The sequence below is a fragment of the Saccharopolyspora thermophila genome (genome assembly GCF_014646075.1).
Classification (GTDB): Bacteria; Actinomycetota; Actinomycetes; order Mycobacteriales; family Pseudonocardiaceae; genus Saccharopolyspora; species Saccharopolyspora thermophila.
In genome coordinates, this window is sequence record NZ_BMMT01000003.1 from 201,083 (window position 1) to 225,058 (window position 23,976).

General features: G+C 72.0%; 21 protein-coding genes. 12 read left to right on the plus strand and 9 right to left on the minus strand.

Annotation, left to right across the window (positions count from 1 at the left end; all coding sequences use genetic code 11):
- Positions 1–197 precede the first annotated feature (197 nt).
- Both IEY17_RS07095 and IEY17_RS07100 read left to right on the plus strand, forming a co-directional pair.
- A complete protein-coding gene (locus IEY17_RS07095) occupies positions 198–938 on the plus strand; it encodes a DedA family protein (protein WP_188986483.1) in 741 nt (246 codons plus the stop codon).
- A gap of 302 nt (positions 939–1,240) precedes the next feature.
- Positions 1,241–1,540 carry a chorismate mutase gene (locus IEY17_RS07100; RefSeq protein ID WP_188986484.1) on the plus strand — a complete coding sequence of 100 codons (300 nt, stop codon included), beginning with the start codon at positions 1,241–1,243 and terminating at the stop codon, positions 1,538–1,540.
- Between the two features lie 108 nt (positions 1,541–1,648).
- On the opposite strand, the gene IEY17_RS07105 is transcribed toward IEY17_RS07100, so the two are convergent.
- The gene (locus tag IEY17_RS07105) at positions 1,649–2,965 is read right to left on the minus strand and encodes an MFS transporter (protein ID WP_188986485.1); all 1,317 of its coding nucleotides are present in this window, start codon (positions 2,963–2,965) and stop codon (positions 1,649–1,651) included.
- 60 nt (positions 2,966–3,025) lie between these two features.
- A complete protein-coding gene (locus IEY17_RS07110; protein ID WP_188986486.1) occupies positions 3,026–3,829 on the minus strand; it encodes a 3-hydroxybutyrate dehydrogenase in 804 nt (267 codons plus the stop codon).
- 149 nt (positions 3,830–3,978) lie between these two features.
- On the opposite strand from IEY17_RS07110, the gene IEY17_RS07115 reads away from it, so the two are divergent.
- The 6 genes from IEY17_RS07115 (at position 3,979) to IEY17_RS07140 (ending at position 10,585) form a co-directional block, all read left to right on the plus strand.
- The gene (locus IEY17_RS07115; protein ID WP_188986487.1) at positions 3,979–4,296 is read left to right on the plus strand and encodes a hypothetical protein; all 318 of its coding nucleotides are present in this window, start codon (positions 3,979–3,981) and stop codon (positions 4,294–4,296) included.
- Positions 4,297–4,426: 130 nt separating this feature from the next.
- On the plus strand, positions 4,427–5,146 hold the full coding sequence (locus IEY17_RS07120; protein WP_188986488.1) for a PIG-L deacetylase family protein: 720 nt from the start codon (positions 4,427–4,429) through the stop codon (positions 5,144–5,146).
- Between the two features lie 159 nt (positions 5,147–5,305).
- Entirely contained in the window at positions 5,306–6,067 is a 762-nt protein-coding gene (locus tag IEY17_RS07125; protein WP_229679912.1) for a hypothetical protein, read from the plus strand.
- Between the two features lie 143 nt (positions 6,068–6,210).
- Positions 6,211–6,960, plus strand: a complete 750-nt coding sequence (locus tag IEY17_RS07130; RefSeq protein ID WP_188986490.1) for a hypothetical protein — start codon at positions 6,211–6,213, stop codon at positions 6,958–6,960.
- Between the two features lie 467 nt (positions 6,961–7,427).
- A complete protein-coding gene (locus tag IEY17_RS07135) occupies positions 7,428–8,846 on the plus strand; it encodes a serine/threonine-protein kinase (RefSeq protein ID WP_188986491.1) in 1,419 nt (472 codons plus the stop codon).
- 221 nt (positions 8,847–9,067) lie between these two features.
- Positions 9,068–10,585 (plus strand): serine/threonine-protein kinase, encoded by a 1,518-nt coding sequence (locus IEY17_RS07140; RefSeq protein ID WP_188986492.1) that lies wholly within the window; start codon positions 9,068–9,070, stop codon positions 10,583–10,585.
- Positions 10,586–10,661: 76 nt separating this feature from the next.
- Here the strand turns inward: IEY17_RS07140 and IEY17_RS07145 are convergent, their stop codons facing one another.
- The gene (locus tag IEY17_RS07145) at positions 10,662–11,558 is read right to left on the minus strand and encodes a LysR family transcriptional regulator (RefSeq protein ID WP_188986493.1); all 897 of its coding nucleotides are present in this window, start codon (positions 11,556–11,558) and stop codon (positions 10,662–10,664) included.
- Positions 11,559–11,717: 159 nt separating this feature from the next.
- On the opposite strand from IEY17_RS07145, the gene IEY17_RS07150 reads away from it, so the two are divergent.
- Complete coding sequence (locus IEY17_RS07150; RefSeq protein ID WP_188986494.1) at positions 11,718–12,788, plus strand: DMT family transporter; 1,071 nt, start codon at positions 11,718–11,720, stop codon at positions 12,786–12,788.
- A 32-nt stretch (positions 12,789–12,820) separates the two neighbouring features.
- On the opposite strand, the gene IEY17_RS07155 is transcribed toward IEY17_RS07150, so the two are convergent.
- Together IEY17_RS07155 and IEY17_RS07160 are read right to left on the minus strand one after the other, a co-directional pair.
- The gene (locus IEY17_RS07155; protein WP_188986495.1) at positions 12,821–13,510 is read right to left on the minus strand and encodes a response regulator; all 690 of its coding nucleotides are present in this window, start codon (positions 13,508–13,510) and stop codon (positions 12,821–12,823) included.
- Between the two features lie 40 nt (positions 13,511–13,550).
- Positions 13,551–14,864, minus strand: a complete 1,314-nt coding sequence (locus tag IEY17_RS07160; RefSeq protein ID WP_373289850.1) for an ATP-binding protein — start codon at positions 14,862–14,864, stop codon at positions 13,551–13,553.
- Between the two features lie 119 nt (positions 14,865–14,983).
- Between IEY17_RS07160 and IEY17_RS07165 the strand changes: the two genes are divergently transcribed.
- The 3 genes from IEY17_RS07165 (at position 14,984) to IEY17_RS07175 (ending at position 17,379) form a co-directional block, all read left to right on the plus strand.
- The gene (locus tag IEY17_RS07165; RefSeq protein WP_188986496.1) at positions 14,984–16,198 is read left to right on the plus strand and encodes a PspC domain-containing protein; all 1,215 of its coding nucleotides are present in this window, start codon (positions 14,984–14,986) and stop codon (positions 16,196–16,198) included.
- A complete protein-coding gene (locus tag IEY17_RS07170; protein WP_188986628.1) occupies positions 16,191–16,388 on the plus strand; it encodes a hypothetical protein in 198 nt (65 codons plus the stop codon). Before IEY17_RS07165 ends, IEY17_RS07170 begins: the two co-directional genes overlap by 8 nt.
- A gap of 100 nt (positions 16,389–16,488) precedes the next feature.
- Positions 16,489–17,379: a glycoside hydrolase family 16 protein gene (locus IEY17_RS07175; RefSeq protein ID WP_188986497.1), complete on the plus strand. Its 891-nt coding sequence runs from the start codon at positions 16,489–16,491 to the stop codon at positions 17,377–17,379.
- A 75-nt stretch (positions 17,380–17,454) separates the two neighbouring features.
- Here the strand turns inward: IEY17_RS07175 and guaA are convergent, their stop codons facing one another.
- From guaA to guaB, 4 genes are all read right to left on the minus strand, one after another.
- Positions 17,455–19,041: a glutamine-hydrolyzing GMP synthase gene (guaA, locus tag IEY17_RS07180; protein ID WP_188986498.1), complete on the minus strand. Its 1,587-nt coding sequence runs from the start codon at positions 19,039–19,041 to the stop codon at positions 17,455–17,457.
- Between the two features lie 100 nt (positions 19,042–19,141).
- Positions 19,142–20,854, minus strand: coding sequence for a GMC family oxidoreductase N-terminal domain-containing protein (locus IEY17_RS07185; RefSeq protein WP_188986499.1), 1,713 nt, complete (start codon positions 20,852–20,854; stop codon positions 19,142–19,144).
- A gap of 110 nt (positions 20,855–20,964) precedes the next feature.
- Positions 20,965–22,095, minus strand: a complete 1,131-nt coding sequence (locus IEY17_RS07190; protein WP_188986500.1) for a GuaB3 family IMP dehydrogenase-related protein — start codon at positions 22,093–22,095, stop codon at positions 20,965–20,967.
- A 231-nt stretch (positions 22,096–22,326) separates the two neighbouring features.
- Positions 22,327–23,841, minus strand: a complete 1,515-nt coding sequence (gene guaB / locus IEY17_RS07195) for an IMP dehydrogenase (protein ID WP_188986619.1) — start codon at positions 23,839–23,841, stop codon at positions 22,327–22,329.
- Between the last annotated feature and the right edge of the window lie 135 nt (positions 23,842–23,976).

The window sequence follows — 23,976 nt, forward strand, 5'->3', positions numbered from 1 at the left end:
CGGGAACACGCGGTCCGGGCGCGGGAACGCACGGCCCATGCCCGGGAACGCACGGTCCGCGGCCGATAGCAAGGCCATTCCGGGGGCCGTCCGCATCCCTTGTCGAGGCCATTCCGGGGGTTGGCCCCATTCCTTCCGGGGCCGCGGCACGGGACGGTGGAGCCATCATCCCGAACTACTGCGGAGCGAGCCGCCCCATGGACCTGATCAACCAGATCGACACGGCGATCCAGGCATGCCTGGCGTGGGCCGCGACGCTCGACCCGTGGCTGTGCGTGCTGAGTGCGGTGCTGCTGCTCGCGTTGGAGACCTCCCTCCTCGTCGGTCTGCTGGTACCGGGCGAAGCGACCCTGCTGCTGACCACCGCGGTGCTGGGGCCGCGGTGGGCACCGGTCCTGTTCGCCGCCGCCGTGGTCGGCAGCGTGCTCGGCCAGTCCGGCGGGTACTGGTTGGGCCGGGCCGTCGGCCCTGGGCTGCGCGCGACCTGGCTGGGCCGCCGGATCGGCGCGCACCGCTGGCAGGCCGCAGCGGATGTCGTGCAGGACGCGGGCGGACGCGCGCTGGTCACCACCCGCTTCGTCGCCGTGGCGCACGCGGTGGTCCCGGCCATGGTGGGCACGCTGCGGCTGCCGTACCGCCGGTTCGCCGGGTTCGCGGCGATCGGCGCCGTGCTGTGGGCCGCCGTGCAGACGGTCGTCGCGGTGGTCCTCGGCGAGGCCGCCCGCGCGGTCGGCTACGGCTGGGCGGTGCTGGCGCTGGCCTGCGCAGGTGGTCTCGCGGCGGTGTGGGTGATCGCCCGCAGCGCTCGGCAGCACGCGAAGCAGCGCACCGCACCGGCAGCCGCAGCGGTCGCCGAGAAGCGCAAGCGGTGCCCCCACGAATCGCGCCAGCCTGATGTGTCCCCGGTCGACTTGTCGCCGGGCGGGCAGGAAGCCTGATCATCATGAGTCCCAAGATCCTCGCTGGTCAGCAGCCACGTCAACGGAATAACTCGAACGTGTGATCGACGCCGGGCGTCCACGCTCCGGGAGGTGCGGCCCACCTCATGGCCCGCCGACCGCGGCTTGTGGCACACTGGTCCCCGTGCTGACGCAGACGTACGAGTTTTTCTACGGGCCCGGACTCCGGCGCCCGTAGCTGCGTGAGCTCACAAACCACTACGACGCCCCGGGGTCCAACGGACTCGGGGCGTTGCGCGTTCCGGGACCGGGGACGGGGCCAAACCGGAGGACAACGCCCGATGAACGCCGCCGTGGACGGTGACCACCAGCAGTCCGACACCACCGCGCAGGACACCGCGGAGACGATCGACAGCTACCGCGCGGAGATCGACCACCTGGACGCCGAGATCCTGCGCCTGGTCAAGCGCCGCGCCGAGATCTCCCGCCGGATCGGCCAGGCCCGGATGGCCGCCGGTGGCCCGCGGATCGTCTACAACCGCGAGATGGACGTCCTGGCCCGCTACCGCGAACTCGGCCCGGAGGGCCGCGAACTGGCCATGATCATGCTCCGCCTCGGGCGGGGCCGCCTCGGCCGCTGAGCACGCGTCAGCCGGTTCCAGCGGATCCGCACGCCGACACCTGCCCGCGATGAGCCGCGGCGCTCGAACCCGGGATGCGGGGTGGGAGGCCGACCTCCCACCCCGTCCTCACACCGCGTTGTCGGCCGCCAGGTCACGCTGCCGGGTCTCCGGCGAGAGGACCACCGCCACGACGGTGATCACCGAGCAGACCGCCACGTAGATCGAGATCGGCGCCGACGAGCCGAAGGCGCTCAGCAGCGCGGTCGCGATGATCGGCGCCAGCGACCCGGCCACGATGGACGCCAACTGGTAGCCGATGGACGCGCCCGAGTACCGCACCCGGGTGCCAAACAGCTCCGCGAAGTAGGCCGCCTGCGGCCCGTACATCGCGCCGTGGAACACCAACCCGATCGTGGTCGCGAACGTGATCACCGGGAACGACCGGCTGTCCAGCAGCCCGAAGAACGCGAACGCCCACACCCCCGTGCCGATCGCGCCGATCAGGTACACCGGCCGCCGCCCGACCCGGTCGGACAGCGCACCCCACAGCGGGATGCTGGCGAAGTGCACCACCGCCGCGATCAGCGACGCGTTCAACGCGACGCCGCGCGGCAGCTGCAGGAACGTCGCGACGTAGGTGAGCACGAACGACGTGAGCACGTAGTAGACGACGTTCTCCGCGAACCGGGCTCCCATCGCCGTGAGGACCTCCCGCTTGTACGTGCGGAGGACCTCCGCGACCGGCGCGTGCCGCTCCGCTCCCCGCTCGGCCGCCTTGCGCGCGGCCTCCAGGAACACCGGCGACTCCGCCACCGCCAGCCGCACCCAGAGGCCGATCAGCACGAGCACCCCTGACAGCAGGAACGCGATCCGCCAGCCCCACGCCAGGAACTCCTCGTCGCTCTGCACCGCGGCCAGCACCGCCAGCACCGCGGTGCCGAGCAGGTTGCCCATCGGCACGCCGGCCTGCGGCCAGGACGCCCAGAAGCCGCGGTGTTGCGCCGAACCGTGCTCGGACACGATGAGCACCGCGCCGCCCCACTCACCGCCGATGGCGAAGCCCTGCACCAGCCGCAGCACCGTCAGCAGCAGCGGGGCCGCCACACCGATCGCCTGGTAGGTGGGCAGCAGGCCGATCACGAACGTCGCCCCGCCCATCAGCATGAGGCTCAGCACCAGCAGCTTCTTGCGGCCCAGCCGGTCGCCGTAGTGGCCGAACACCAGTCCGCCCAGGGGGCGGGCGACAAACCCGACCGCGTAGGTGATGAACGCGAGCATGGTGCCGACCAGGGGGTCGTCCGCCGGGAAGAACAGCTTGTTGAACACGAGTGCGGCGGCCGAGCCGTAGAGGAAGAAGTCGTACCACTCGACGGTGGTGCCGACCAGGCTGGCCACCACGACCCGCGCGATGGACGATCTCGCCGTCACTGCTTCGGAACTCATCGCGACGTCCTCTCTGCCGAGCCGCCCCGCACTGCCGGAGCCGCGTTCGTCCGCACAGGGTCAGTTGGCTGCCCAGCCGCCGTCCATCGGGAACGACGCCCCGGTGATCGAGGCGGTGGCCGGGCCGCACAGCCACAGCGCCAGCTCGGCGACCTCGGTGGGCTCCACCAGCCGCTTGATCGGGGTGCGGGCCAGCAGGACGTCCTCGACGACCTGGTCCTCGGGCACCCGGTGCAACTCGGCCTGCTCGGCGACCTGGCGCTCCACCAGCGGAGTGCGCACGTAACCCGGGCACACACAGTTCGACGTCACGCCGTGGGCGGCGCCCTCCAGGGCGATCGTCTTGGACAACCCCTCGATCGCGTGCTTGGCGGTGACGTAGGCGCTCTTGAACGGTGAGGCGCGCAACCCGTGCACCGAGGAGATGTTGATGATTCGGCCCCAGCCGCGGGTGTACATGCCGGGCAGCGCGGTCCGCACGATACGGAACGGCGACTCGACCATCACCCGCAGCATGGTGCTGAAGACGTCGGTCGGGAACTGGTGGATCGGCGCGACGTGCTGCAGACCGGCGTTGTTGACCACGATGTCGGCCCGCTCGCCGAGCGGCGCGGCGGCGTCGGGGTCGACGAGGTCGACGACGCGGGCCTCGGCGTCGATCTCGGCGGCCAGCGCCTCGACCGCGTCGGCCGCCCGGTCCACGGCGATGACCTGTGCGCCGGCCGCCGCCAGACGGCGGGCCACCGCCGCCCCGATGCCGCTGGCCGCGCCGGTGACGAGGGCGCGTTTGCCCAGCAGCTCGGGACCGCGGGCACTGGTTTGCGCGGAGTTCGTACCAACCGGCACGGCCGAGCGATCACTCATAGCCTAAAGAACCTAGGCGTGAGTCCCGTCTCAATCCAGGGGTCCGAGGACAACCAATTGCGGTCCTCGCGACGGCGACCGCGGAGCCTGCGGGGATATCCGGGATATCACCCATACCGGGCAACGCCGGAGCAGGGCAGACTGTGGTCATGGTGGTTCTCGGTGTAGTGGCCTTCCTGGTGACGCTCGCCGCGCTGCTCGCGGCCGCCGGGCACGCGGGCTACCTGGCGATGCTGACATCGGCGGCGAAGAAGCGGCCCGGTGGCCAACCGGCCGTGGACTTCGCCCGCAAGCGCTTCCCGATCGCCGGGGTGGGCCTCGGGGTGACGCTGCTGGCCTTCCTGATCGGCACCGGTGACTCGGCGGGCGCGGACGTCTTCGCGACGCTGCTCGGCGCGGGTGGCGGCATCGGTTCGGTCAAGGCCCTCCAGTCGACGCAGCGCAGGTTCCGCAAGGGCGAGTTCTGAGCGCAGCCGCGCCACGCCCCGGAGTGATCCTTTCGGTTTCAGGCATGCGGCCGAACGAACCGGTTCGTCACGGTGCGCAATGGATCCACCCCGGAGCGGAGTCGGCGCGCCCGCGCCTTAGGCTGTGACCATGACCACGTTGCCGGAGCCCGCGGAGCGCGTTCTCGTGGTCACCGCGCATCCGGATGACGTCGACTTCGGCTCCGCCGGGACGATCGCGTCCTGGACCGCCGCGGGCGTCCAGGTCACCTACTGCGTGTGCACCTCCGGCGACGCGGGCGGCTTCGACGACACACCACGGGAGGCGATGCCGCGCCTGCGTCAGGACGAGCAGCGGGCGGCGGCCGCCGCCGTCGGTGTCACCGACGTGCACTTCCTCGGTTACCGGGACGGCCAGGTCACCGCCGACCTGCAGCTGCGCCGGGACATCACCAAAATGATCCGCGCGGTCCGGCCGCACCGGGTGGTCACCCACTCTCCCGAGATCAACTGGGACCACCTCGCGATGTCACACCCCGACCACCGCGCCGTCGGTCAAGCCACACTGGCCGCCATCTACCCGGATGCCCGCAACGAGTTCGCCCACCCGGAACTGCTCGCCGAGGGGCTGGCGCCGTGGACGGTGCCCGAGCTCTGGATGTCCGAATCACCCGACGAGCGGGTCAACCACGCGGTCGACGTGACCGATCACTTCGAGGCGAAGCTGGCGGCGCTGGCCGCGCACCGGTCACAGACCGCGCACCTGGAGGACCTGCGCGGGATGATCCGGCGGCACCTGGCGCGTACGGCGGAGCGGCACGGCCTGCCGGGCCGCCTCGCCGAGGTCTTCCACGTGGTCGACACGTCCTGAACTCCCCGCGAGTCGCAGAAAGTCGAGATCCGGATGCACAGCGGCAGAACCCCCGGCTGGAGCGGTCAGCTCGACCGGCCGCCGGCCCCCGAACCACCCGCCCGGCCTCGCAGGGCCGGTTCGGCGGCGCCCCGCACGTCCACGGCGGGACACCCCCTGGTGATCGATCCGCTGGCCGACACCGCGCCCGTCGGGGGCCTGCACAAGTTCGACCTGGGCATGGTCCCGGCCTCGGTGACCCCGCCGCGCACGTGGCGGCACGCGGCGTGGTTCGTGATCGCGTCCGCGGCCGCCGCGCTGGGCGGCCTGGTGCTGGTGAGCGCGATCGCGACGGACGGCAGGTCGAGCTTCGACGGACTGGAGCTGCCGAGCATGCCGCGCGGCGAGTATCCGCGGCCGTCCGCGGACCCGTACTACCTGGCCGGCGACCCGACGCGGTCGGCGGCGCCGCGCCCGACCGGGGAGGTGCGGCCGCTGCCGCCCGCCGTCGTGGCGGAAGCACCACGAGGGGCGCCGCCGACCAGCAGCGCAGCCGCGCCCGGCGCGGACTCGGCCGCACCCAGCCCCACGCCGACGGCCCAACCGAGCACCAGCAGGGCACCGTACGTCGCCGTGCTGACCGACACCGAGGCGATGCGACAGCGCGCGGAGGCGTATTTCGCCGCGATCAACCGCGGTGACCTGCGCGGCGCCTACGCGATGACCGCCGGTGCGCTGCGCGCGGAGGGCTACGACGCGTTCGCCGCGGAGTACGCGAACGTCGACTCGGTGGAGGTGGTGGACGTCTTCGCCACCCCGGCGAGCACCGTGCACACGCTGCGGGTCACGCAGCTCGACGGGTCCGTGCGGACGCAGCGCCGGGAACTGCGGTACACCTCGGGGAACGACCCACTGGTCAGTTCGGACGAACAGCTCCGTTGATCACGGAACGTGCGCACTACTCCATTCGATACCCTGCGCAACCACACCTTTCGGTGAACTCGGTGGCGGATCTTCGCGATCGGGGCCACTGCCGGGGTACGAGTTTTCGTCGGTACCAGGCGCACGCGCGAGGACGGAACGTCGTGGAGAACCCATCGACCAGCCGGCGGCACGACCACAACGGCCGGAGCCCGGTCACCGTGGCGGAGCTGATCAGGCGCGAACCGCTGACGCCCGAGCACGAACGCCTCGTGACCGAGCTGCTCGCCGCGCCGGAACCGACCGACGGCACCCCCGCACTGGGAAGCCGGCTGGCCTTCGGCGCCCTCGGCGTCGTGCTGATGGTCGGCGCCGCGATCGCCGGCGCGATGATCCTCGCCGACCCCGCCTCGGCACCCCGCCCGGTCACCACCACCGCACCGATCTCCGGGGTGCTCGCGCTCCGGCCGGACCTCGTACGCGACGCGACGTGGCCGTTCACCGACAACGGCGGCGTCGCCGCGGCGTCCGGCACCGGTGCCGTCGACGAGGAACCGGCCGCCGCCGTGCGCAGCACCGCGAACCCCACCGCGGGCAGCGAGAAGTCCGCGATCAACGTGGTGACCGAGTTCTACCGGCGCCTGGAGCAGGACCCGCCGAGCGCGACGGCGCTCGTCTCGCCACAGCTGCTGGCCGGGCAGCGCGCGGAACTGCTGGGTGCGTGGACCGAGGTCAACTCGGTGCAGCAGTCGGTGCGGGTCGACTCCGACGGACGGGTGCTGGCCGAGATCGAAGCCGGCTACCCGGACGGGCACCGCGTGGTGCTCCGCCAGCGGCTCACCGTCGAACACGGCATCGAACCGGAGATCGTCGGGGCCGAGTTGGTGAGCGCCCGCCACCAGGCACCGCGGTGACCGCGGGCCCGCGCTCTCACAACAATGCGGCAACGACCGATCGACACGCCGCGACAGCCGACAGCTGTCCCGCCCGGCGCCGGGCAAACCGACCGGCACCGGGTCGGTTGGGCCGCGCAACTACCGTGCGGTGTCCCGGAACACCCGCGAGAACCAACATCACCAGCGGAAACGGCTGTTCGGATGATCCTGTTCGGCCGAGTCGGCATCCCGCCCGGCGTACCGCCGGAAAAGCGGCGTACGGATCTTGGCGACTTCGGGCCTACGCCGCGGCGCCGTCGGCTAGGCTCCCGTAGCGCGGTTCGGACCCGGCCACCAGCCAATCCGAGTCGTGGTGAGAACGTGTACGTGTCGGAGGGCCGGAGCCGGTCCGCCAAATCCGCCGATGTTCGGTGGGACCGCGCCCGGGGACTCCCCGGGGGGTCGCGGTGCTCCTCGGGCATCGATAGCAGTACGGGGAGACGTCGGTGAGCGACGAAGGTCGCCTGGTCGCCGGACGCTACCGAGTGCAGCGACGCATCGGCAGTGGCGCGATGGGCGTGGTGTGGGAGTGTGTCGACGAACGCCTGCACCGCACGGTCGCGGTCAAGCAGTTGCTCCTGCAGCCCGGGTTGGATCCGGGTGAGGCAGAGGAAGCGCGGCAGCGGGCAATGCGGGAAGGCCGCATCGCGGCCCGGCTCCAGCACCCGAACGCCATCTCGGTGTACGACGTGGCGGAGGACGAAGGCCAGCCGGTCCTGGTCATGGAGTACCTGCCCTCCACCAGCCTGGCCGCGATGATGTCCGAACACGGGCCGCTGCCGCCGCGCGAGGTCGCGCGCATCGGCGCCCAGGTCGCCTCCGCGCTCGGCGCGGCGCACGCCGCCGGCGTGGTGCACCGCGACATCAAACCCGGCAACATCCTGCTCGGCGACAACGGCACGGTGAAGATCACCGACTTCGGTATCTCCCGCGCCCAGGGCGACGTCCAGGTCACCAAGACCGGCATGCTCGCGGGCACGCCCGCCTACCTCTCGCCCGACGTGGCGATGGGCCACGAACCCACCCCCGCCTCCGACGTGTTCTCGCTCGGCGCCACGCTCTACGCCGCCATCGAGGGCCGCCCGCCGTTCGGACTCAACGAGAACACCCTCGCGCTGCTGCACGCCGTGGCGGCCGGGAAGATCGAGCCGCCGCAGCAGGCCGGGCCGATGACCCAGCCGCTGATGGCGATGATGGCCAACCGGGTCGAGGACCGGCCCGACATGGCGCAGGTCCGCGAGATGCTGCAGGCCGTCGCCGACGGCGGTTCGGTGACCTCCATCCCGACCATGGCCGCGCCGATCCCACCCGCCCTGGCGCCCGAGTCCAGCCGGCCCGACCTCGCGCCGACCAGCGTCGTCGGCCAGGGCGGCACCACCGTCGCCTACTACGAAGACGACCCGTACAGCGAGCAGCCGTACGAGAACGCCACCTCGTACATGGGCAAGGACCCGCGGGCCGACGCGGCGATCTACGAGAAACCGCGGGGCAGCAAGCGGCCCGTGGTGATCTCCGGCATCGCACTGGTGGCCGTCGCGGTGATCGCGGTGCTGGTCACGTCGGCCCTGATGAACGGCAACAACCAGCCGGAGAACACCGGCAACACGCAGCCGACCACGTCGGCGCCGGTGGTTCCGCCGCCGGTGGAGACGACGAGCTACGACGAGGAGCCGAGCGCCACGCGGCAGTCGTCGACCGGCAGCGCGACGCGCACCACCTCGCCGCCGCCGACCTCGTCGGAGGAGGAGACGAGCAGCCTGCGGCCGACGTCGAGCAACAACCGGCCGACGTCGTCCCACCAGCGGCCGACCAGCAGCAAGGAACGGCCGACCGCCACCAGCGAGGCGGACAGCTCGGAGAACTGACGGCGGATGTCGACATCGGTGGCCGGGGATGCTGACCACCCCGGCCACCAGGCGTTTCGGCCGGCGTGATAGCCCCGGGGTGTACCCGGTTCCCAGACGCCCAGTAACGTTGCACACCGTCGAGTGAAAGCTGGCCACGGGGGTCCGGTCAGTCCCAGTTCCAAGCAGGCACGTCCGCACAGGCAGTTCCAGTTGGGCACAGCCAGTACCAGGAGACACCGGTGAGCGCCGAAGGTCGGGTTATCGCAGGCCGATATCGCTTGCAGGAACAGATCGGCAGCGGCGCCATGGGCGTGGTCTGGCGTGCTGTCGACGAGCGGCTGCACCGCACGGTGGCGGTCAAGCAGCTGCTGCTGCAGCCCGGATACACCCCCGAGGAGACCGAGGAGGCCCGGCAGCGGTCGATGCGCGAGGGCCGCATCGCCGCCCGGTTGCAGCACCAGAACGCGATCGTCGTGTTCGACGTCGCCGAGGACGAGGGCCAGCCGGTGCTGGTCATGGAGTACCTGCCGTCCCGGAGCCTGGCGTCGGTGATCGACGAGCAGGGCGTGCTGCCGCCGATGCAGGTGGCCCGCATCGGCGTGCAGGTGGCCGCGGCGCTGGCCGCCGCGCACATGGCGGGCATCGTGCACCGCGACCTCAAGCCCGGCAACATTTTGCTCGGCGACAACGGCATCGCCAAGATCACTGACTTCGGCATCTCCCGCGCGATCGGTGACGTCGCGGTCACCAAGAGCGGCATCCTCGCCGGGACCCCGGCCTACCTGGCGCCGGAGGTGGCGCTGGGGCGTGACCCGGCCCCGGCTTCCGACGTGTTCTCGCTGGGGTCGACGCTGTACGCGGCGATCGAGGGCGAGCCGCCGTTCGGGGTGGACGAGAACGCCATCAGCCTGCTGCACCGGGTGGCGCGCGGGCAGTTCGAGCCGCCGCGGCAGGCCGGTCCGATGACGCCGGCGCTGATGCAGCTGCTGCGCCCGGACCCGGTGGACCGGCCGACCATGGCGCAGGCCCGCGACCTCCTGCAGGCGGTGATCGACGGGCGGCCGATCCCGAACGCCTCGCCGAGCGCCGGCTGGCAGCGGCCGCCCGCCCCGCAGGCGCCGCGCACGCCCGCGGCCGCGACCCGCCTGGGCGGTCCGTCGATGAGCAACCCGCCGACCCGGGTCGGCGCGGCCGCACCCGCGGTCGAGCCGCAGCGGCGCAACTACCGCCAGGTGGCGCTGTGGATGGTGGCGATCGTGGTCGCGGTGCTGGTCGGCGTGCTGGCGGCGAACGCCTTCGGCGACGGCGCGCCGCAGGGCCAGGCACCGGACACCCCCGCCCCGGACCCGGCCACCCCCACCGCGCCCGCCACCACCTCCCTGTCCTCGCGGCCGAGCAGCAGGCCGTCGAACCCGCCGACCTCCCACCCGCCCACGTCGAGCAAGGCCAAGCAGCCGACATCGGACGAGGTCGTGTCCGTGGTGCAGCGGTACTACTCGCTGGTGCCGGACAAGCTCGAGCAGGCGTGGAAACTGCTGGGCCCGAACCTGAAGGCGCAGGGCAAGGAGCGCTACGAGCGGTTCTGGAAGACCATCGACGACGTCGAGATCATCGGCGAGCCGGTGATGATGGGATCGAACGTCATCGTGGTGCTCAGGTTCTCCCGGGACGACGACGAGATCACCGAGCGGCACGTGCTGGGCATGGTCACCACGACCGACGGTCAGCCCCTGATCAACACCGACCGGCGCGCCTGAGCCCGGGCCCTGTCCCCGGGGATATCGCGGGCCAACGCGGGTGCCGCGGCAGCCCGCGCGGGCCGGTGGGCCGCGGTCAGCCGCGGGCGGTTTCGGCGAGGGTGGCGAGCAGGGTGCGGGTGGCCGGGCGGTCCGCCACGGTGTCGCGAACCGCGACGTGGATGTGCCGCACCGGCTCGGGGTTGCGCAGGGGGCGCACGACGACCTCCGGGTGCACCACGTCCAGGCCGAGGCGCGGCACGAGCGCGACGCCGAGACCGGCCGCGACGAACGCCTGCGCCGAGTAGGTGCTGTCGGTCTCCAACGCGATCCGGGGCGTGAACCCGGCGCTGGCGTAGGCGTCGCGCAGCAGCCGAGAGCAGACGTCGTCGCTGGTCACGGCGCTGTTCACCCAGGATTCGGCGGCGAGCTGGGCCAGGTCGACACAGTCCTGCTCGACCATCGGGTGCGACGTCGGCAGCACCACCCGGTACGGGTCGTCCACCAGGTGCACCAGCCGCACGCCGCGGCGTTGGGGGCGCTGGCTGCCCACCACGATGATCGCCAGGTCCGCCCGGCCCGCGGCCACGTCGTCGAGCAGCCCGACCTCCGCCATCTGCAGGTCCAGTTGCACTTCGGGGTGTTCGGCGCGGAACTTCGCGACCGCCGGCGGGATCAGGCCGACGCTGGCGGTGTGGAAGAACCGCATCCGCAGCAGGCCGGTGCGCCCGGCGCGGATGTCGGCGAGCTCGGCCTCGGTGCTACCGAGCACCTCGGCGATCTGCTCGGCGCGCTCGGCCAGCAGGGTGCCGGCGGGGGTGGGCCGCAGCCCGCGCCCGACCTTCTCCAGCAGCGGAGTCCCGGCCTCCCGCTCCAGCGTGGCGAGCTGCTGGCTGATCGCGGACGGGGTGTATCCAAGGTTGGCCGCGGCCGCGCTGACCGAGCCACTGCTGACCACCGCGCGCAGCACCTGCATCCGTCGTACGTCCAGCATGCCCCCACGTTACAGCAAATCTTAAATGTTGATGGAGATTATTTCACTTGTCCTTACTGCTGGGGTGTCGCACCGTAGGAGGCGGAGATCGGTTCGGCCGAGGCCGGAGCGACCGCCACCCAGCCTCCGGGCGAACCCGCGTCAGGACACGGAGGGGACATGAACAACCCGACCAGTTACCTGCGGATCGGCGCATTGGCGCTGCTGTGGGGGTCCAGCTTCCTGCTCATCAAACTGGCGCTGGGCGCGCTGTCGGCGACCCAGGTCGCGCTGGTCCGCATCGTGCTGGGCACCGGGGTGTTGCTGGGTTTGTGCGCGCTGCGCGGGCTGCGGCTCAGCGGCGACCGGCAGCTGTGGCGGCGCGTCGCGGTGGCCGCGCTGTTCGGCAGCGCCCTGCCGTGGGTGCTGTTCGGCCTCGGTGAGCAGACCGTCGACTCCGGCCTCACCGGCGTGCTCAACGCCACGACACCGCTGTGGACCGCGCTGTTCGGGCTGTTCGCCGCCCGCGAGGCGATGCCGCCGCTGCGGGCCGCCGGGCTGCTGCTGGGCTTTGTGGGCGTGGTGGTGCTCTTCGCGCCGTGGCAGGCCGGTGACCTGCTCGACGGAGGCGTCCTCGCCTGCCTGGCCGCCGCGGCCAGCTACGGCGTGGCGTACGTCTACATCGGACGGAAGCTGACCGGGCACGGCGTGCCACCGCTGCCGTTGGCCGCGATGCAGATGACGGCGGCCACCGGTTTCGCGCTGGTGGCACTGCCGCTGGACGGCCTGCGGCCGGTGCACTGGGATCCGGTGGGGCTGGCGGCGGTGGCCGCGCTCGGCGTCTTCGGCACCGGGATCGCCTTCGCCATCAACTTCCGGGTCATCAGCGACGAGGGGGCGACCACGGCATCCACCGTCACGTACCTGATGCCGCTCGTGTCGGTGCTGCTGGGCTGGCTGCTGCTCGACGAGCAGCTGGGCCCGCGGATGCTGCTGGGCATGGCGATGGTGCTGCTCAGCGTGGCGCTGACCCGCCGCGGCCCGACGCGCGAACCGGCCCGGGTTCCCGTGGTGCAGACGTCGACCCCGCTGCACACCCCGGCCCCTGCTGGTCTGGCGGCCGCCGTCGCGGCCCCGGCCACGGAGCTGCCGCCGCTTCAACCGCTGAGCCGCTGGGCGCGGCTACGGCTGGCCGTCATGCGCGGCTCCCAGCTCTACGCGGACCTCGCCACCAACCACCCCATGAAGTGACCGGGCACCCCGCGGGCAGGCGCACCCGGGAGTCAGACGAGGCGACGGTCGGAGGCCCAGCGGGACAGCTCGTAGCGGTTCGACAGCTGGGTCTTGCGCAGGACGCTGGAGACGTGGGTTTCCACCGTCTTCACCGAGATGAACAGCTCCGAGGCGATCTCCTTGTAGGCGTACCCGCGGGCCAGCAGGCGCAGCACCTCGCGCTCGCGGGGCGTGAGCAGGTCCAGCTCCGGGTCGCCGACCGGCGCCGAGTTCGGCCCCTCGGCGAACGCGTCGAGCACGAAACCGGCCAGCCGCGGCGAGAACACCGCGTCCCCGTCCCGCACCCGCTGGATGGCGTCGGCCAGTTCCCGGCCGGAGATCGTCTTGGTGACGTACCCGCGCGCACCGCCGCGGATCACCGCGATCACGTCCTCGGCGGCATCGGACACCGACAGCGCCAGGAACACCACATCGGTGTTGCGGCTGCGCACCTGCCGCAACACCTCGGCTCCACCCCCGTCGGGCAGGTGTACGTCGAGCAGCACCACCTCGGGCTGGTAGTGCGCGATCCCGGCGACGGCCTCGGCCACCGACCCGGCCTCGCCGACCACCTCCACCTGCTCGGCCGCCGCGGCCAGCTCGGCGCGCACCCCGGCGCGGAACAACGCGTGGTCGTCGACCAGGAAAACCCGCACCGGACGGGTTTCACTGGCGTCGGCTGCACCGGTCACGATCACCATCCTTCACCACAGACTGCGTCCGACAGCAGCGTACGCGGTGTCACGCCGCCGTCCTGGGCATTTCCATCTGCACCTCGGTCCCGGAGCCCGGGGAGGTGCGCAGTTTGACCCGCCCACCGTGCCGCTGCATGCGCCCGCGGATGGAGTCGGCGAGACCGTGCCGGTCGGCGGGCACGCTGTCCGGGTCGAAGCCAGCGCCCCGGTCCCGCACGTACACCGACACCTGGCTCGCCTCCACTTCCGCGTACACGCTGACCTCGGCGACCCCGGCGTGCTTGGCGGCGTTGACGACCGCCTCGCGGGCGGCGGCGAGCTGCGCGGACAGCCGGTCGTCGAGGTCGCAGTCGCCGACCACGACATGCTGGACCTTGATGGCGAAGGTGTCCTCCACCTCCCCGCAGATGCGGCCCAGTTCCGCGGCGAACGTGGCGGGAGCGGTGTTCTCCACCGGCGCCGCGCGCTCCGCGCCGTAGCCGTCCGGGCCGTACAACCAGTTCCGCAGCTCGCGTTCCTGGCCGCGCGCCAGCCGCCGCACCTCCCGCTCGGAGTCGGCCTGCTTCTGGATCAGCGCGAGGGTCTGCAGCACCGAGTCGTGCAGGTGCGCGGCGATCTCGGCGCGTTCCTGGGAGCGGATGCGGTTGGCCCGCTCCACGTTGAGGTCGCGCACCAGGCGCACCCACCACGGCACCGTCAGCACCGCGACACCGATCAGCGTGGCGATCACCGCCACCAGCGCGAACCGCACGTCCTCGATCGACGCGCTGCCGGCCACGAAGGTCGCGATGCCCACCACGACCAGCGTCGTGCCGGCGAGGACCCGCACCACGGCTGCCCGGCCGCCACCGCCGAGCAGCGCACCGGCCACCCCGGAGCGGGCGCCCTGCCGCCACCGGCGGCGCTGGGACTCGTCGGCCTCCCGCCACACCACCGCGGCCCCGACCAACGCCACCACCAGCGGGGCGGCGAACCAGAGCGGCAGCGACACCAGCGACCCCAGCGCGACCATCGCCCCGGCGCCCAGCAGGATCACGCCAAAGCCCTGCTGGCGCTCCTTGACCGAGACCGGGCTTTCCGCACCGGTGTCCTGCGGCACGAAGACCCAGAGCAGCGCGTACGCCACGACCCCCGCCCCGGCGCACACGGCGAGCACGGTGAACGCCGCGCGCACCCACAGCACCGGCAGGCCGAGGTGATCGGCCACGCCACCGGCCACCCCCGCGACCAGCCGCCCGGTGCGCCGCCGCCGCAGGTGCGCGTACGCGGGCGCCACCTCCGGTTGCCGGGCCACGGTCCGGGGTTCCGGTGCGAGGTGGGCATACGGCGCTGCGTGGGTGCGCTTGTTCCGGGCTTTCACGACTTCGATGGTCACACGGGTGCGCCAGGGGCGGCATCAGGGAGCGGCCCTGACTTTCCGGGCCGTCTCAGGGGCGTCCCCGATGCTTCCGGCCCCCGCGGACGCCGATAGTGGGAGCCATGAGCAGCGCAAAGCGATCGGGTGTCGCCGGTGTCGAGGACACCCTGCAGAACCTGTGGGAGACCCGGCCGGTGCGACCACGCGCCGGACGCAAGATCGCCGGGGTGTCCGCGGCCATCGGCCTGCGGTACGGCATCGACCCGATCCTGGTGCGCGTCGCCTTCGTCGTCGGTGCGCTCTACGGCGGCGCCGGCCTGGTCCTGTACCTGTTGGGATGGCTGCTGCTGCCGAAGGAGGGCGACCCGATGCCGGGGTCGGCGCAGCCGACGCGGCAACCAACGGGGACCGCGATGGCCGTGCTACTCGTGCTGCTGCTGATTCCCAGCGTGTTCTGGTTGACGAGCTCTCGCGCGATCATCGGTCTGGCGCTGGGCCTGGGTGCGCTCTACCTGCTGCACCGCAACTACGGCGACCGCACCGCGCCCCCGGCGCCCACCCCGGGGCCCACCTCGGCGCCGGTCGTCCAGCAGGACGCCAACACCTGGGTCTACCCGGGCACCACCTCCGCCGCGGAGGCGCCCCGCCAGACCCCGCCGTCCTGGGACCCGCTGGGCGTCGCACCGTTCGCCTGGGACCTGCCCGAACCGAGCGAGCCCGAGGAGGAACCCGCCCCGCGGCGACCGCGCCGGCGGTGGATCACCTTCGTGACGCTCGGCGTGGCGGCGTTCGCCGCCGGCCTGGCTTCGGTGCTGGGCGCGCCGCTGGAGGTGTCGCTGGCCATCGCGCTGGCCGTGCTGGGCGCGGGCATGGTCGTCGGTGCGTTCACCCGCGGCGGTCGCGGGTTGATCGGTGCCGCGATCCCGGTCGGGGCGCTGGCGGTGGTGCTCGCGGTGCTGCCGGGCACCGGGTTCACCGGCGACTTTGGCGACGACGAGGTGCGGGCCGCGGCGCCGCACGAGGTCGCGCCGCACTACCAGCGATCGGCCGGTTCCATCACGCTGGACCTGCGAGATCTGCGGATCGCCGACGGCCAGGAGGTGCGCACCGGGGCCACCGTGGGCATCGGTGCGATCCTCGTCCACGTCCCGTCCGATGTGGACATCACCGCGCGCTGCGCGGCGGAGTTGGGGTCCGTGCACTGCCTGTCCGACTCGGCCGAGGGCCGCTCGGTCGAGCGGTCCGTCGTCGACCAGGGCGACAACGGCCCTGGTGGGGGCCACATCGTGCTCGACCTGACGGTCGGCACCGGAGACGTGGAGGTCGTCCGTGACTGAGCCGAACCGCCGCCCGGACCGCGATGGCCCCGACATGGTCACGCTGGTGGCCGGGCTGCTCTCGCTGGCCACCGCCGGATACGTGCTGTTCGGCGGCGGTGGCCAGCTGCGGTGGGTGCTGGCCGTCGCCGCCGTCGCGGTGGGCGTTGTCATGCTGGTCGCCTCGCTGCGGCCCCGCCGGGACGGGTGAGTCGGCGGGTTTCCGCCAAACCGGACCGCTGGGGGCCGGGTCCCAGCATACTCGGCGGCGTCCGGAACGGGGGGCACGCCCATCACGACGAAGGAGCGTTATGGCCCCCCGAAGCCTGCTCGCGGCTGGTGCCGCACTCGCCCTGTTGATCCCGACCCCGCTGCTCGAAGCCGACGCCGCGCCACGCGCCGAGATCTTCTTCGACGACTTCTCCGGCACCGAGCTCGACCGTTCGAAGTGGACGGTCGAGGTGACCGGGGAGAACTTCGGCACCGTCAACCAGGAGCAGCAGGCGTACGTCGACTCCCCCGAGACGATCTACATCGACCATGACCCGAACACCGGGGCGAGCAACGGCGCGCTGGTGCTGCATCCCCGCTACCGGCCCGGTTTCCGGGCCCCGGACGGGCAGACGTACGACTTCGTCTCCGGCCGGGTCAAGACGCAGGACAAGGTCGAGTTCACCTACGGCAGCTACTCGGCGCGGCTGAAGCTCCCGGAGAACGCCACCGGCACCGGGTTGTGGCCGGCGTGGTGGTCGCTGGGCACGAACATCGACGCGGGCAAGCCGTGGCCGCAGTGCGGCGAGGTGGACGTGATGGAGCACGTCGGCGAGCCGTGGACGAGCGTGGCGATGCACGGACCGGAGTACCACGGCAACACGCCGATCGCCGCGCGGCAGAACTTCGAGGGCAAGAACCCGGCCGACTGGCACGTCTACCGGGTGAACTGGACGCCGGGGGACTTCACGTTCTTCGTCGACGACACCCAGGTCTACCGCATCACCAGGCAGGAGATGCAGAACAACGGCTGGACCTGGGTGTTCGACGACCCGCAGTTCATGATCCTGAACTTCGCTCTCGGCGGCACCTACCCGAACGGCGTCAACGGCGTCACGGAGCCGTACTTCGGTCTCCCGCAGTCCACGGTGGACAAGGTGGCCGTGGGCAACGTCCGGTACCTCATCGACTGGGTCCGCGTCGAGCAGTGACCCCCATCCGGTGACGAAGGCGGCCTGCGCCGAGCAACTCGGTGCAGGCCGCTTCTCGCCCCGGTCAGCCGGGGGTCACTCCCACTCGATGGTGCCCGGCGGCTTGGACGTGACGTCGAGGGTCACGCGGTTGACGTCGGCCACCTCGTTGGTGATGCGGGTGGAGATCCGCTCCAGCACGTCGTACGGCAGACGGCTCCAGTCGGCCGTCATCGCATCCTCGCTCGACACCGGGCGCAGCACCACCGGGTGCCCGTAGGTGCGGCCGTCGCCCTGCACGCCCACCGAGCGGACGTCGGCCAGCAGCACCACCGGGCACTGCCAGATGTCGCGGTCCAGTCCCGCCGCGGTCAGCTCCTCGCGAGCGATCGCGTCGGCCGCGCGCAGCGTCGCCAGCCGCTCCGCGGTCACCTCGCCGATGATCCGGATGCCCAGCCCCGGACCCGGGAACGGCTGCCGGTGCACGATCGTCTCGGGCAGGCCCAGTTCCAGGCCGACCCGGCGCACCTCGTCCTTGAACAGCGCGCGCAGCGGCTCCACCAGCTCGAACTGCAGATCCTCCGGCAGGCCGCCCACGTTGTGGTGGCTTTTGATGTTCGCCGCGCCCGAGCCGCCGCCGGACTCCACCACGTCCGGGTACAGCGTGCCCTGCACCAGGAAGTCGATCTGCTCGCCGGCCTCGCCCGCCTCGGCCTGCAGGTCGCGGGCGGCCTGCTCGAAGACGCGGATGAACTCCCGGCCGATGATCTTGCGCTTCTCCTCCGGGTCGGTCACCCCGGCCAGCGCGCCGAGGAACCGGTCCGTCGCGTCGACGGTGACCAGCCGGACGCCGGTGGCGGCGACGAAGTCCCGCTCGACCTGGGCGCGCTCCCCGGAGCGCAGCAGGCCGTGGTCGACGAACACGCAGGTCAGCCGGTCACCGATGGCGCGGTGCACGAGGGCCGCGGCGACCGCGGAGTCCACCCCGCCGGACAGCCCGCAGATCGCCCGCCGGTCGCCAACCTGCTCGCGGATCGCGGCGACCGTCTCGTCCACGATCGACGAGGTCGTCCACTGCGGGCGAACCCCGGCGATCTCGTGCAGGAACCGGCGCAGCACCTCCTGCCCGTGCGGCGAGTGCGCCACCTCGGGGTGGTACTGCACGCCCGCCAGCCGCTTCTCGACGTTCTCGAACGCCGCGACCGGGGTGTCCTTGGTGCCGGCGGTGACGGTGAAGCCCTCCGGGGCCTTGCTCACCGAGTCGCCGTGGCTCATCCACACCGGGTGGTGGGCGGGCAGCTCGGCGTGCAGCATGCCGCCGTCGCCGGTCACGGCCAGTTCGGTGCGGCCGTACTCGCGGGTGCCCGTGTGCTCCACCGTGCCGCCGAGCGCGGAGGTCATGGCCTGGAAGCCGTAGCAGATGCCGAACACCGGCACGCCGCTGTCGAACAGCGCCGGGTCCACCTGGGGCGCGCCGTCGGCGTAGACGCTGGACGGGCCGCCGGAGAGCACCACCGCGGCCGGGTTGCGGCGGAGGATCTCCGCGACCGGGGTGTCGTGCGGGATGACCTCGGAGTAGACCTGCGCCTCCCGAACCCGCCGCGCGATCAGCTGCGCGTACTGGGCGCCGTAGTCGACAACGAGAACAGGCCCCTGGGCGCTGTTGCTTGCGGAACCGGACACGTCGTCGAGACCTCCTAGGGTGGAACCGGTGCGCTGCGGCTCATTCTCCCAGGTAACCGACACCACAGCGGCGGCGACCCCGTTCGTGCTGCGGGCGCCTTCAGACCAGGGGCAGGCGCAGGGCCGCAGGAGCCGTTGCGGGGACCGCCGGGGACTTCGGGGCCACCGGGGCCACCCGGCGGTAGCCCTCTCCCTGCGGCGGGCGCGGGTCCTGCTCGCCCTTGTTCGGCCACATCGAGAAGGCCCGCTCGGCCTGCGCGGTGATCGTCAGCGACGGGTTGACGCCCAGGTTCGCGCTGACCGCCGATCCGTCCACGATGGACATCGTCGGGTAGCCGAAGGCGCGGTGGTACGGGTCGATCACGCCGCGCTCGGGGCTGTCGCCGATCGGGCAGCCGCCGAGGAAGTGGGCGGTCATCGGGATGTCGAACAGCTCACCCCAGCTGCCCCCGGCGATGCCGCCGATCTGCTCGGCGACCAGCTCGTTCGCCCGCTCCCCGGCCCGGATGTAGGTGGGATTCGGCGCCCCGTGGCCCTGCTCGGAGGTCAACCGCCAGCGGCCGAAGCGCTTGCGCAACCGCGTGGTCAGCGAGTTGTCGAGGCTCTGCATGACCAGCAGGATCACCGTGCGCTCGCTCCACCGACGCACCGAGAGCAGGCGCAGCGCGGTGATCGGGTGCCGGAGCACGTACTGCCACCACTGCCGCCACCGCGACTCCTCGACGCCGCCCCTGGTCGCCAGGGTCTGCAGGAGTCCCATCGCGTTGGCGCCCCTGGTGTAGCGCACCGGCTCGATGTGCGTGTCGGCGTCGGGGTGGAACGACGAGGTGATCGCCACGCCGCGGGAGAAGTCCCGCTCGGGGTCGGCCTTGCGGATCTGGGCGCCGATGATCGCCTCGGAGTTGGTGCGGGTGAGCCTGCCCAGGCGCGGCGAAAGCCACGGCAGGTCGCCGCGTGCCCGGCAGCGGTGCAGCAGGTTCTGCGTGCCCCACGTCCCGGCCGCCACCACGACCTGGTCGGCGCGGAAGATCCGCGGCCGCCGGTTCAGCTTCGCGCCGGTGCGCACGGTCGCGATGCGCCAGCGGCCGTCGCGGCCCGGTGCGAGCCGGGTCACGGTGGTCAGCGGGAACACCTGCGCGCCCCCGGCCTCGGCCAGGTACAGGTAGTTCTTCACCAGGGTGTTCTTGGCGCCGACCCGGCAGCCGGTCATGCACGCCCCGCACTCGGTGCACCCGGTGCGGGCCGGCCCGGCGCCGCCGAAGAACGGGTCGGCGGTGGTCCGGCCCGGCTCGCCGAAGTACACGCCGACCGGCGTGGTGTGGAAGGTGTCGGCGACACCCATCTGCGCGGCGACCTGCTTCATCACCACGTCCGCCGGGGTTTCGCTCGGGTTGTCCACGACGCCGAGCATCCTGGTCGCCTGGTCGTAGTACGGGGCGAGCTCGGCTTCCCAGTCGGTGATGTGCGCCCACTGCGGATCGCGGTAGAACGGCTTGAGCGGCCGGTACAGGGTGTTGGCGTAGTTCAGCGAACCGCCGCCCACCCCGGCACCGGCCAGGATCAGGCAGTTGCGCAGCAGGTGGATCCGTTGGATGCCGTAGCAGCCGAGCTGCGGCGCCCACAGGAACTTCCGCAGGTCCCAGGACGTCTTCGGCAGTTCGTCGTCGGTGAACCGCCGACCGGCCTCCAGCACCGCGACGCGGTAGCCCTTCTCCGTCAACCGGAGCGCGGCCACGCTGCCGCCGAAACCGGAACCGATCACGACCACGTCGAAGTCGGTGTTGTCCTCGTGCGCCCCGTCGCGTCCCGCCATGCGCGACAGACTAGACGTAACTACTCACCAGTAGCCAGCGCCGGACGTGCGAAATCTCGCGGAACGCGAAGCGGGGCCTGGTCCGGTGTCCCAGGCAGGAGCCCCGGCGATCAACCGCGGAGCATGAGGCCGACCTTCTGGAACTCCTTGAGGTCGCGGTAGCCGGTCTTGGCCATCGCGCGGCGCAGGCCACCGAAGAGGTTCAGCGTGCCGTACGGGTCGCTGCTCGGGCCGAACAGCAGCGTCTCCAGGTCCGCGCCGGAACCGGCGAAGCCGACGATCTCGCTGCGCGGCAGACTCGGGTGCGCCGCGGCCGAGGTCCAGTAGTAACCCTGCGCCGGGGACTCCGACGACTCGGTCAGCGCCTCGCCCAGCATCACCGCGTCCGCGCCGCAGGCGATCGCCTTGGCGATGTCACCGGAGTACGACAGCGCCCCGTCGGCGATCACGTGCACGTACCGGCCGCCGGTCTCGTCCAGGTAGTCGCGGCGCGCCGCAGCGGCGTCGGCGATCGCGGTGGCCATCGGCACGCCGATGCCCAGCACCTGGGTCGTGGTGGTCGCGCGGGACTGGCCGAAGCCCACGATCACCCCGGCCGCGCCGGTGCGCATCAGGTGCATCGCGGTGCGGTAGTCGCCCACCCCACCGGCGATGACCGGCACGTCCAGCTCGGCGATGAACCGCTTGAGGTTCAGCGGCTCGCCGTCGCGCGCCACATGCTCCGCCGAGATGATCGTGCCCTGCACCACCAGCAGCTCGACCCCGGCCGCGAGCAGGTCGGGGGTGAGCTCCTCGGCGTGCTGCGGGCTGACCCGCGCCGCCACGGTGACGCCGGAGTCCTTGATCTGGCGGAGCGCGGCGGTGAGCAGGTCGAGGCGGATCGGCTCGGCGTGCAGCTCCTGCAGCAGGCGGATCGCCGCCTCCGGGTCACTGCTCTCCTCGGCGGCCCGCACCACCTCGAACAGCTTCTCCTCGACGTTCTCGTGCCGCGCCCACAGGCCCTCTGCGTTAAGCACGCCCAGACCGCCGAGCTCGCCGATGCGGATCGCGGTGGCCGGCGAGACGACCGCGTCGGTGGGGTGCGTGACCAGCGGGATGTCGAACCGGTACGCGTCGATCTGCCACGCCAGGGACACGTCCTTGGAGGACCTGGTCCGCCGGGACGGGACGATCTCCACGTCGTCCAAGTCGTAGCCGCGCATGGCCGTCCGGCCCATGCCGATCTCCACCTGATCCCGCACGTCAGTCCTTCCTCGCGGCCCCGATGTCCAACGAGACATTCTCTCTGCGGCATCCGGGTGACCTGCAACGGGGGCATGCCTCGCTGCGGGTCACCGGACCGTCACGGCGGGTCAGAACACCGGGAGGGACGGACATCCCCCGCACGCCGGGATGAGATTTCCCAGTTCTACCTGAAGTGGGAACCGACACGCCCGGGCGCGGCGCGGGCGCGCGGCCCTCCCGGTGACGCCTCAGCGGCGGCTGGTGTAGTTCGGCGCCTCGACGGTCATGGTGATGTCGTGCGGGTGGCTCTCCTTGAGCCCGGCCGCGGTGATCCGCACCAGCTTCGCGTCCTGCAGCTCGGGGATGGTGCGGGACCCGGTGTAGCCCATGCCCGACCGCAGGCCGCCGACGAGCTGCGCCACCACCTGGGCCAGCGGCCCGCGGAACGGCACCCGGCCCTCGATTCCCTCCGGCACCAGCTTGTCCTCGGAGAGCACGTCGTCCTGGAAGTAGCGGTCCTTCGAGTAGGACTTGCCCTGGCCCCGCGACTGCATGGCGCCCAGCGAGCCCATGCCCCGGTAGACCTTGAACTGCTTGCCGTTGACCAGCACCAGCTCACCGGGGGCCTCCTCGGTCCCGGCCAGCAGGCTGCCCAGCATCACGCTGCTGGCGCCGGCCGCGATGGCCTTCGGGATGTCACCGGAGTACTGGATGCCGCCGTCGCCGATCAGCGGCACCCCGGCCGGGCGGCAGGCCAGGCTGGCCTCGTAGATGGCGCTGATCTGCGGCACGCCGACCCCGGCGACCACGCGGGTGGTGCAGATCGAGCCCGGGCCGACGCCGACCTTCACCGCGTCCGCGCCCGCGTCGACCAGCGCCTGCGCGCCGGCGCGGGTCGCGACGTTGCCGCCGATGACGTCGACCGAGTTGCCGAGCTCCTTCTTCAACGTGGCCACGGTGTCCAGCACCGCGCGGGAGTGCCCGTGCGCGGTGTCCACGACCAGCACGTCGACACCGGCGTCGACCAGGGCCATCGCGCGCTCGTGGGAGTCCACGCCGACGCCGACCGCCGCGCCGCACAGCAGGCGGCCGTCCGGGTCCTTGGTGGCGTGCGGGTACTGCTCGGTCTTGACGAAGTCCTTGACGGTGATCAGCCCACGCAGCTTGCCCGCGCCGTCCACGATCGGCAGCTTCTCGATCTTGTTCCGCCGGAGCAGCCCGAGCGCGGCCTCCGCGGTCACACCGACCTGCGCGGTCACCAGCGGGGCCGGGGTCATCACCTCGCGCACCCGGCGGGTGTGGTCCACCTCGAAGCGCATGTCGCGGTTGGTGATGATGCCGACCAGCGTGCCGTCCGGGTCGGTCACCGGCACACCGGAGATCCGGAAGCGGGCGCACAGCGCGTCGACCTCGGCGAGTGTGTCGTCGGGGGAGCAGGTGACCGGGTCGGTGACCATGCCCGCCTCGGAGCGCTTGACCACCTCGACCTGCGCGGCCTGCTCCTCGACCGACAGGTTGCGCTGCAGGATCCCGACGCCGCCCTGGCGGGCCATCGCGATCGCCATCCGCGCCTCGGTCACGGTGTCCATCGCCGCCGACAGCAGCGGGATGCGCAACCGGATGTTCCGGGAGAGCTGGGTGGACGTGTCGACGGCGCTCGGGATGACGTCGGACTCGTCCGGCAGCAGTAGCACGTCATCGAAGGTCAGACCCAGAGTCGCGAACTTCGAGGGGAGGCCGGGTGCGGTGAGTTCGCTGGTCATGGCGAGGGATGTGCCTTCCTTCACGCTGTGGTCCACAACCGGGGGAAGCGGCTGGAGTCGGTCGGCCCATGCGGCGATTGCGTCGTACAACGCAGTGTCGGCGTGGGGATTCCCCCAATGATAGGGACCACAGGT

What these genes read in the sequence shown, in the direction of transcription:
- IEY17_RS07105 (WP_188986485.1), bottom strand. Translation starts at nt 2,965, where the DNA reads ATGAGTTCCGAAGCAGTGACGGCGAGATCGTCCATCGCGCGGGTCGTG.
- IEY17_RS07165 (WP_188986496.1), top strand. Translation starts at nt 14,984, where the DNA reads ATGAGCAGCGCAAAGCGATCGGGTGTCGCCGGTGTCGAGGACACCCTG.
- IEY17_RS07150 (WP_188986494.1), top strand. Translation starts at nt 11,718, where the DNA reads ATGAACAACCCGACCAGTTACCTGCGGATCGGCGCATTGGCGCTGCTG.
- IEY17_RS07145 (WP_188986493.1), bottom strand. Translation starts at nt 11,558, where the DNA reads ATGCTGGACGTACGACGGATGCAGGTGCTGCGCGCGGTGGTCAGCAGT.
- IEY17_RS07185 (WP_188986499.1), bottom strand. Translation starts at nt 20,854, where the DNA reads ATGGCGGGACGCGACGGGGCGCACGAGGACAACACCGACTTCGACGTG.
- IEY17_RS07155 (WP_188986495.1), bottom strand. Translation starts at nt 13,510, where the DNA reads ATGGTGATCGTGACCGGTGCAGCCGACGCCAGTGAAACCCGTCCGGTG.
- IEY17_RS07120 (WP_188986488.1), top strand. Translation starts at nt 4,427, where the DNA reads ATGACCACGTTGCCGGAGCCCGCGGAGCGCGTTCTCGTGGTCACCGCG.
- guaB (WP_188986619.1), bottom strand. Translation starts at nt 23,841, where the DNA reads ATGACCAGCGAACTCACCGCACCCGGCCTCCCCTCGAAGTTCGCGACT.
- IEY17_RS07095 (WP_188986483.1), top strand. Translation starts at nt 198, where the DNA reads ATGGACCTGATCAACCAGATCGACACGGCGATCCAGGCATGCCTGGCG.
- IEY17_RS07115 (WP_188986487.1), top strand. Translation starts at nt 3,979, where the DNA reads ATGGTGGTTCTCGGTGTAGTGGCCTTCCTGGTGACGCTCGCCGCGCTG.
- IEY17_RS07175 (WP_188986497.1), top strand. Translation starts at nt 16,489, where the DNA reads ATGGCCCCCCGAAGCCTGCTCGCGGCTGGTGCCGCACTCGCCCTGTTG.
- IEY17_RS07100 (WP_188986484.1), top strand. Translation starts at nt 1,241, where the DNA reads ATGAACGCCGCCGTGGACGGTGACCACCAGCAGTCCGACACCACCGCG.
- IEY17_RS07110 (WP_188986486.1), bottom strand. Translation starts at nt 3,829, where the DNA reads ATGAGTGATCGCTCGGCCGTGCCGGTTGGTACGAACTCCGCGCAAACC.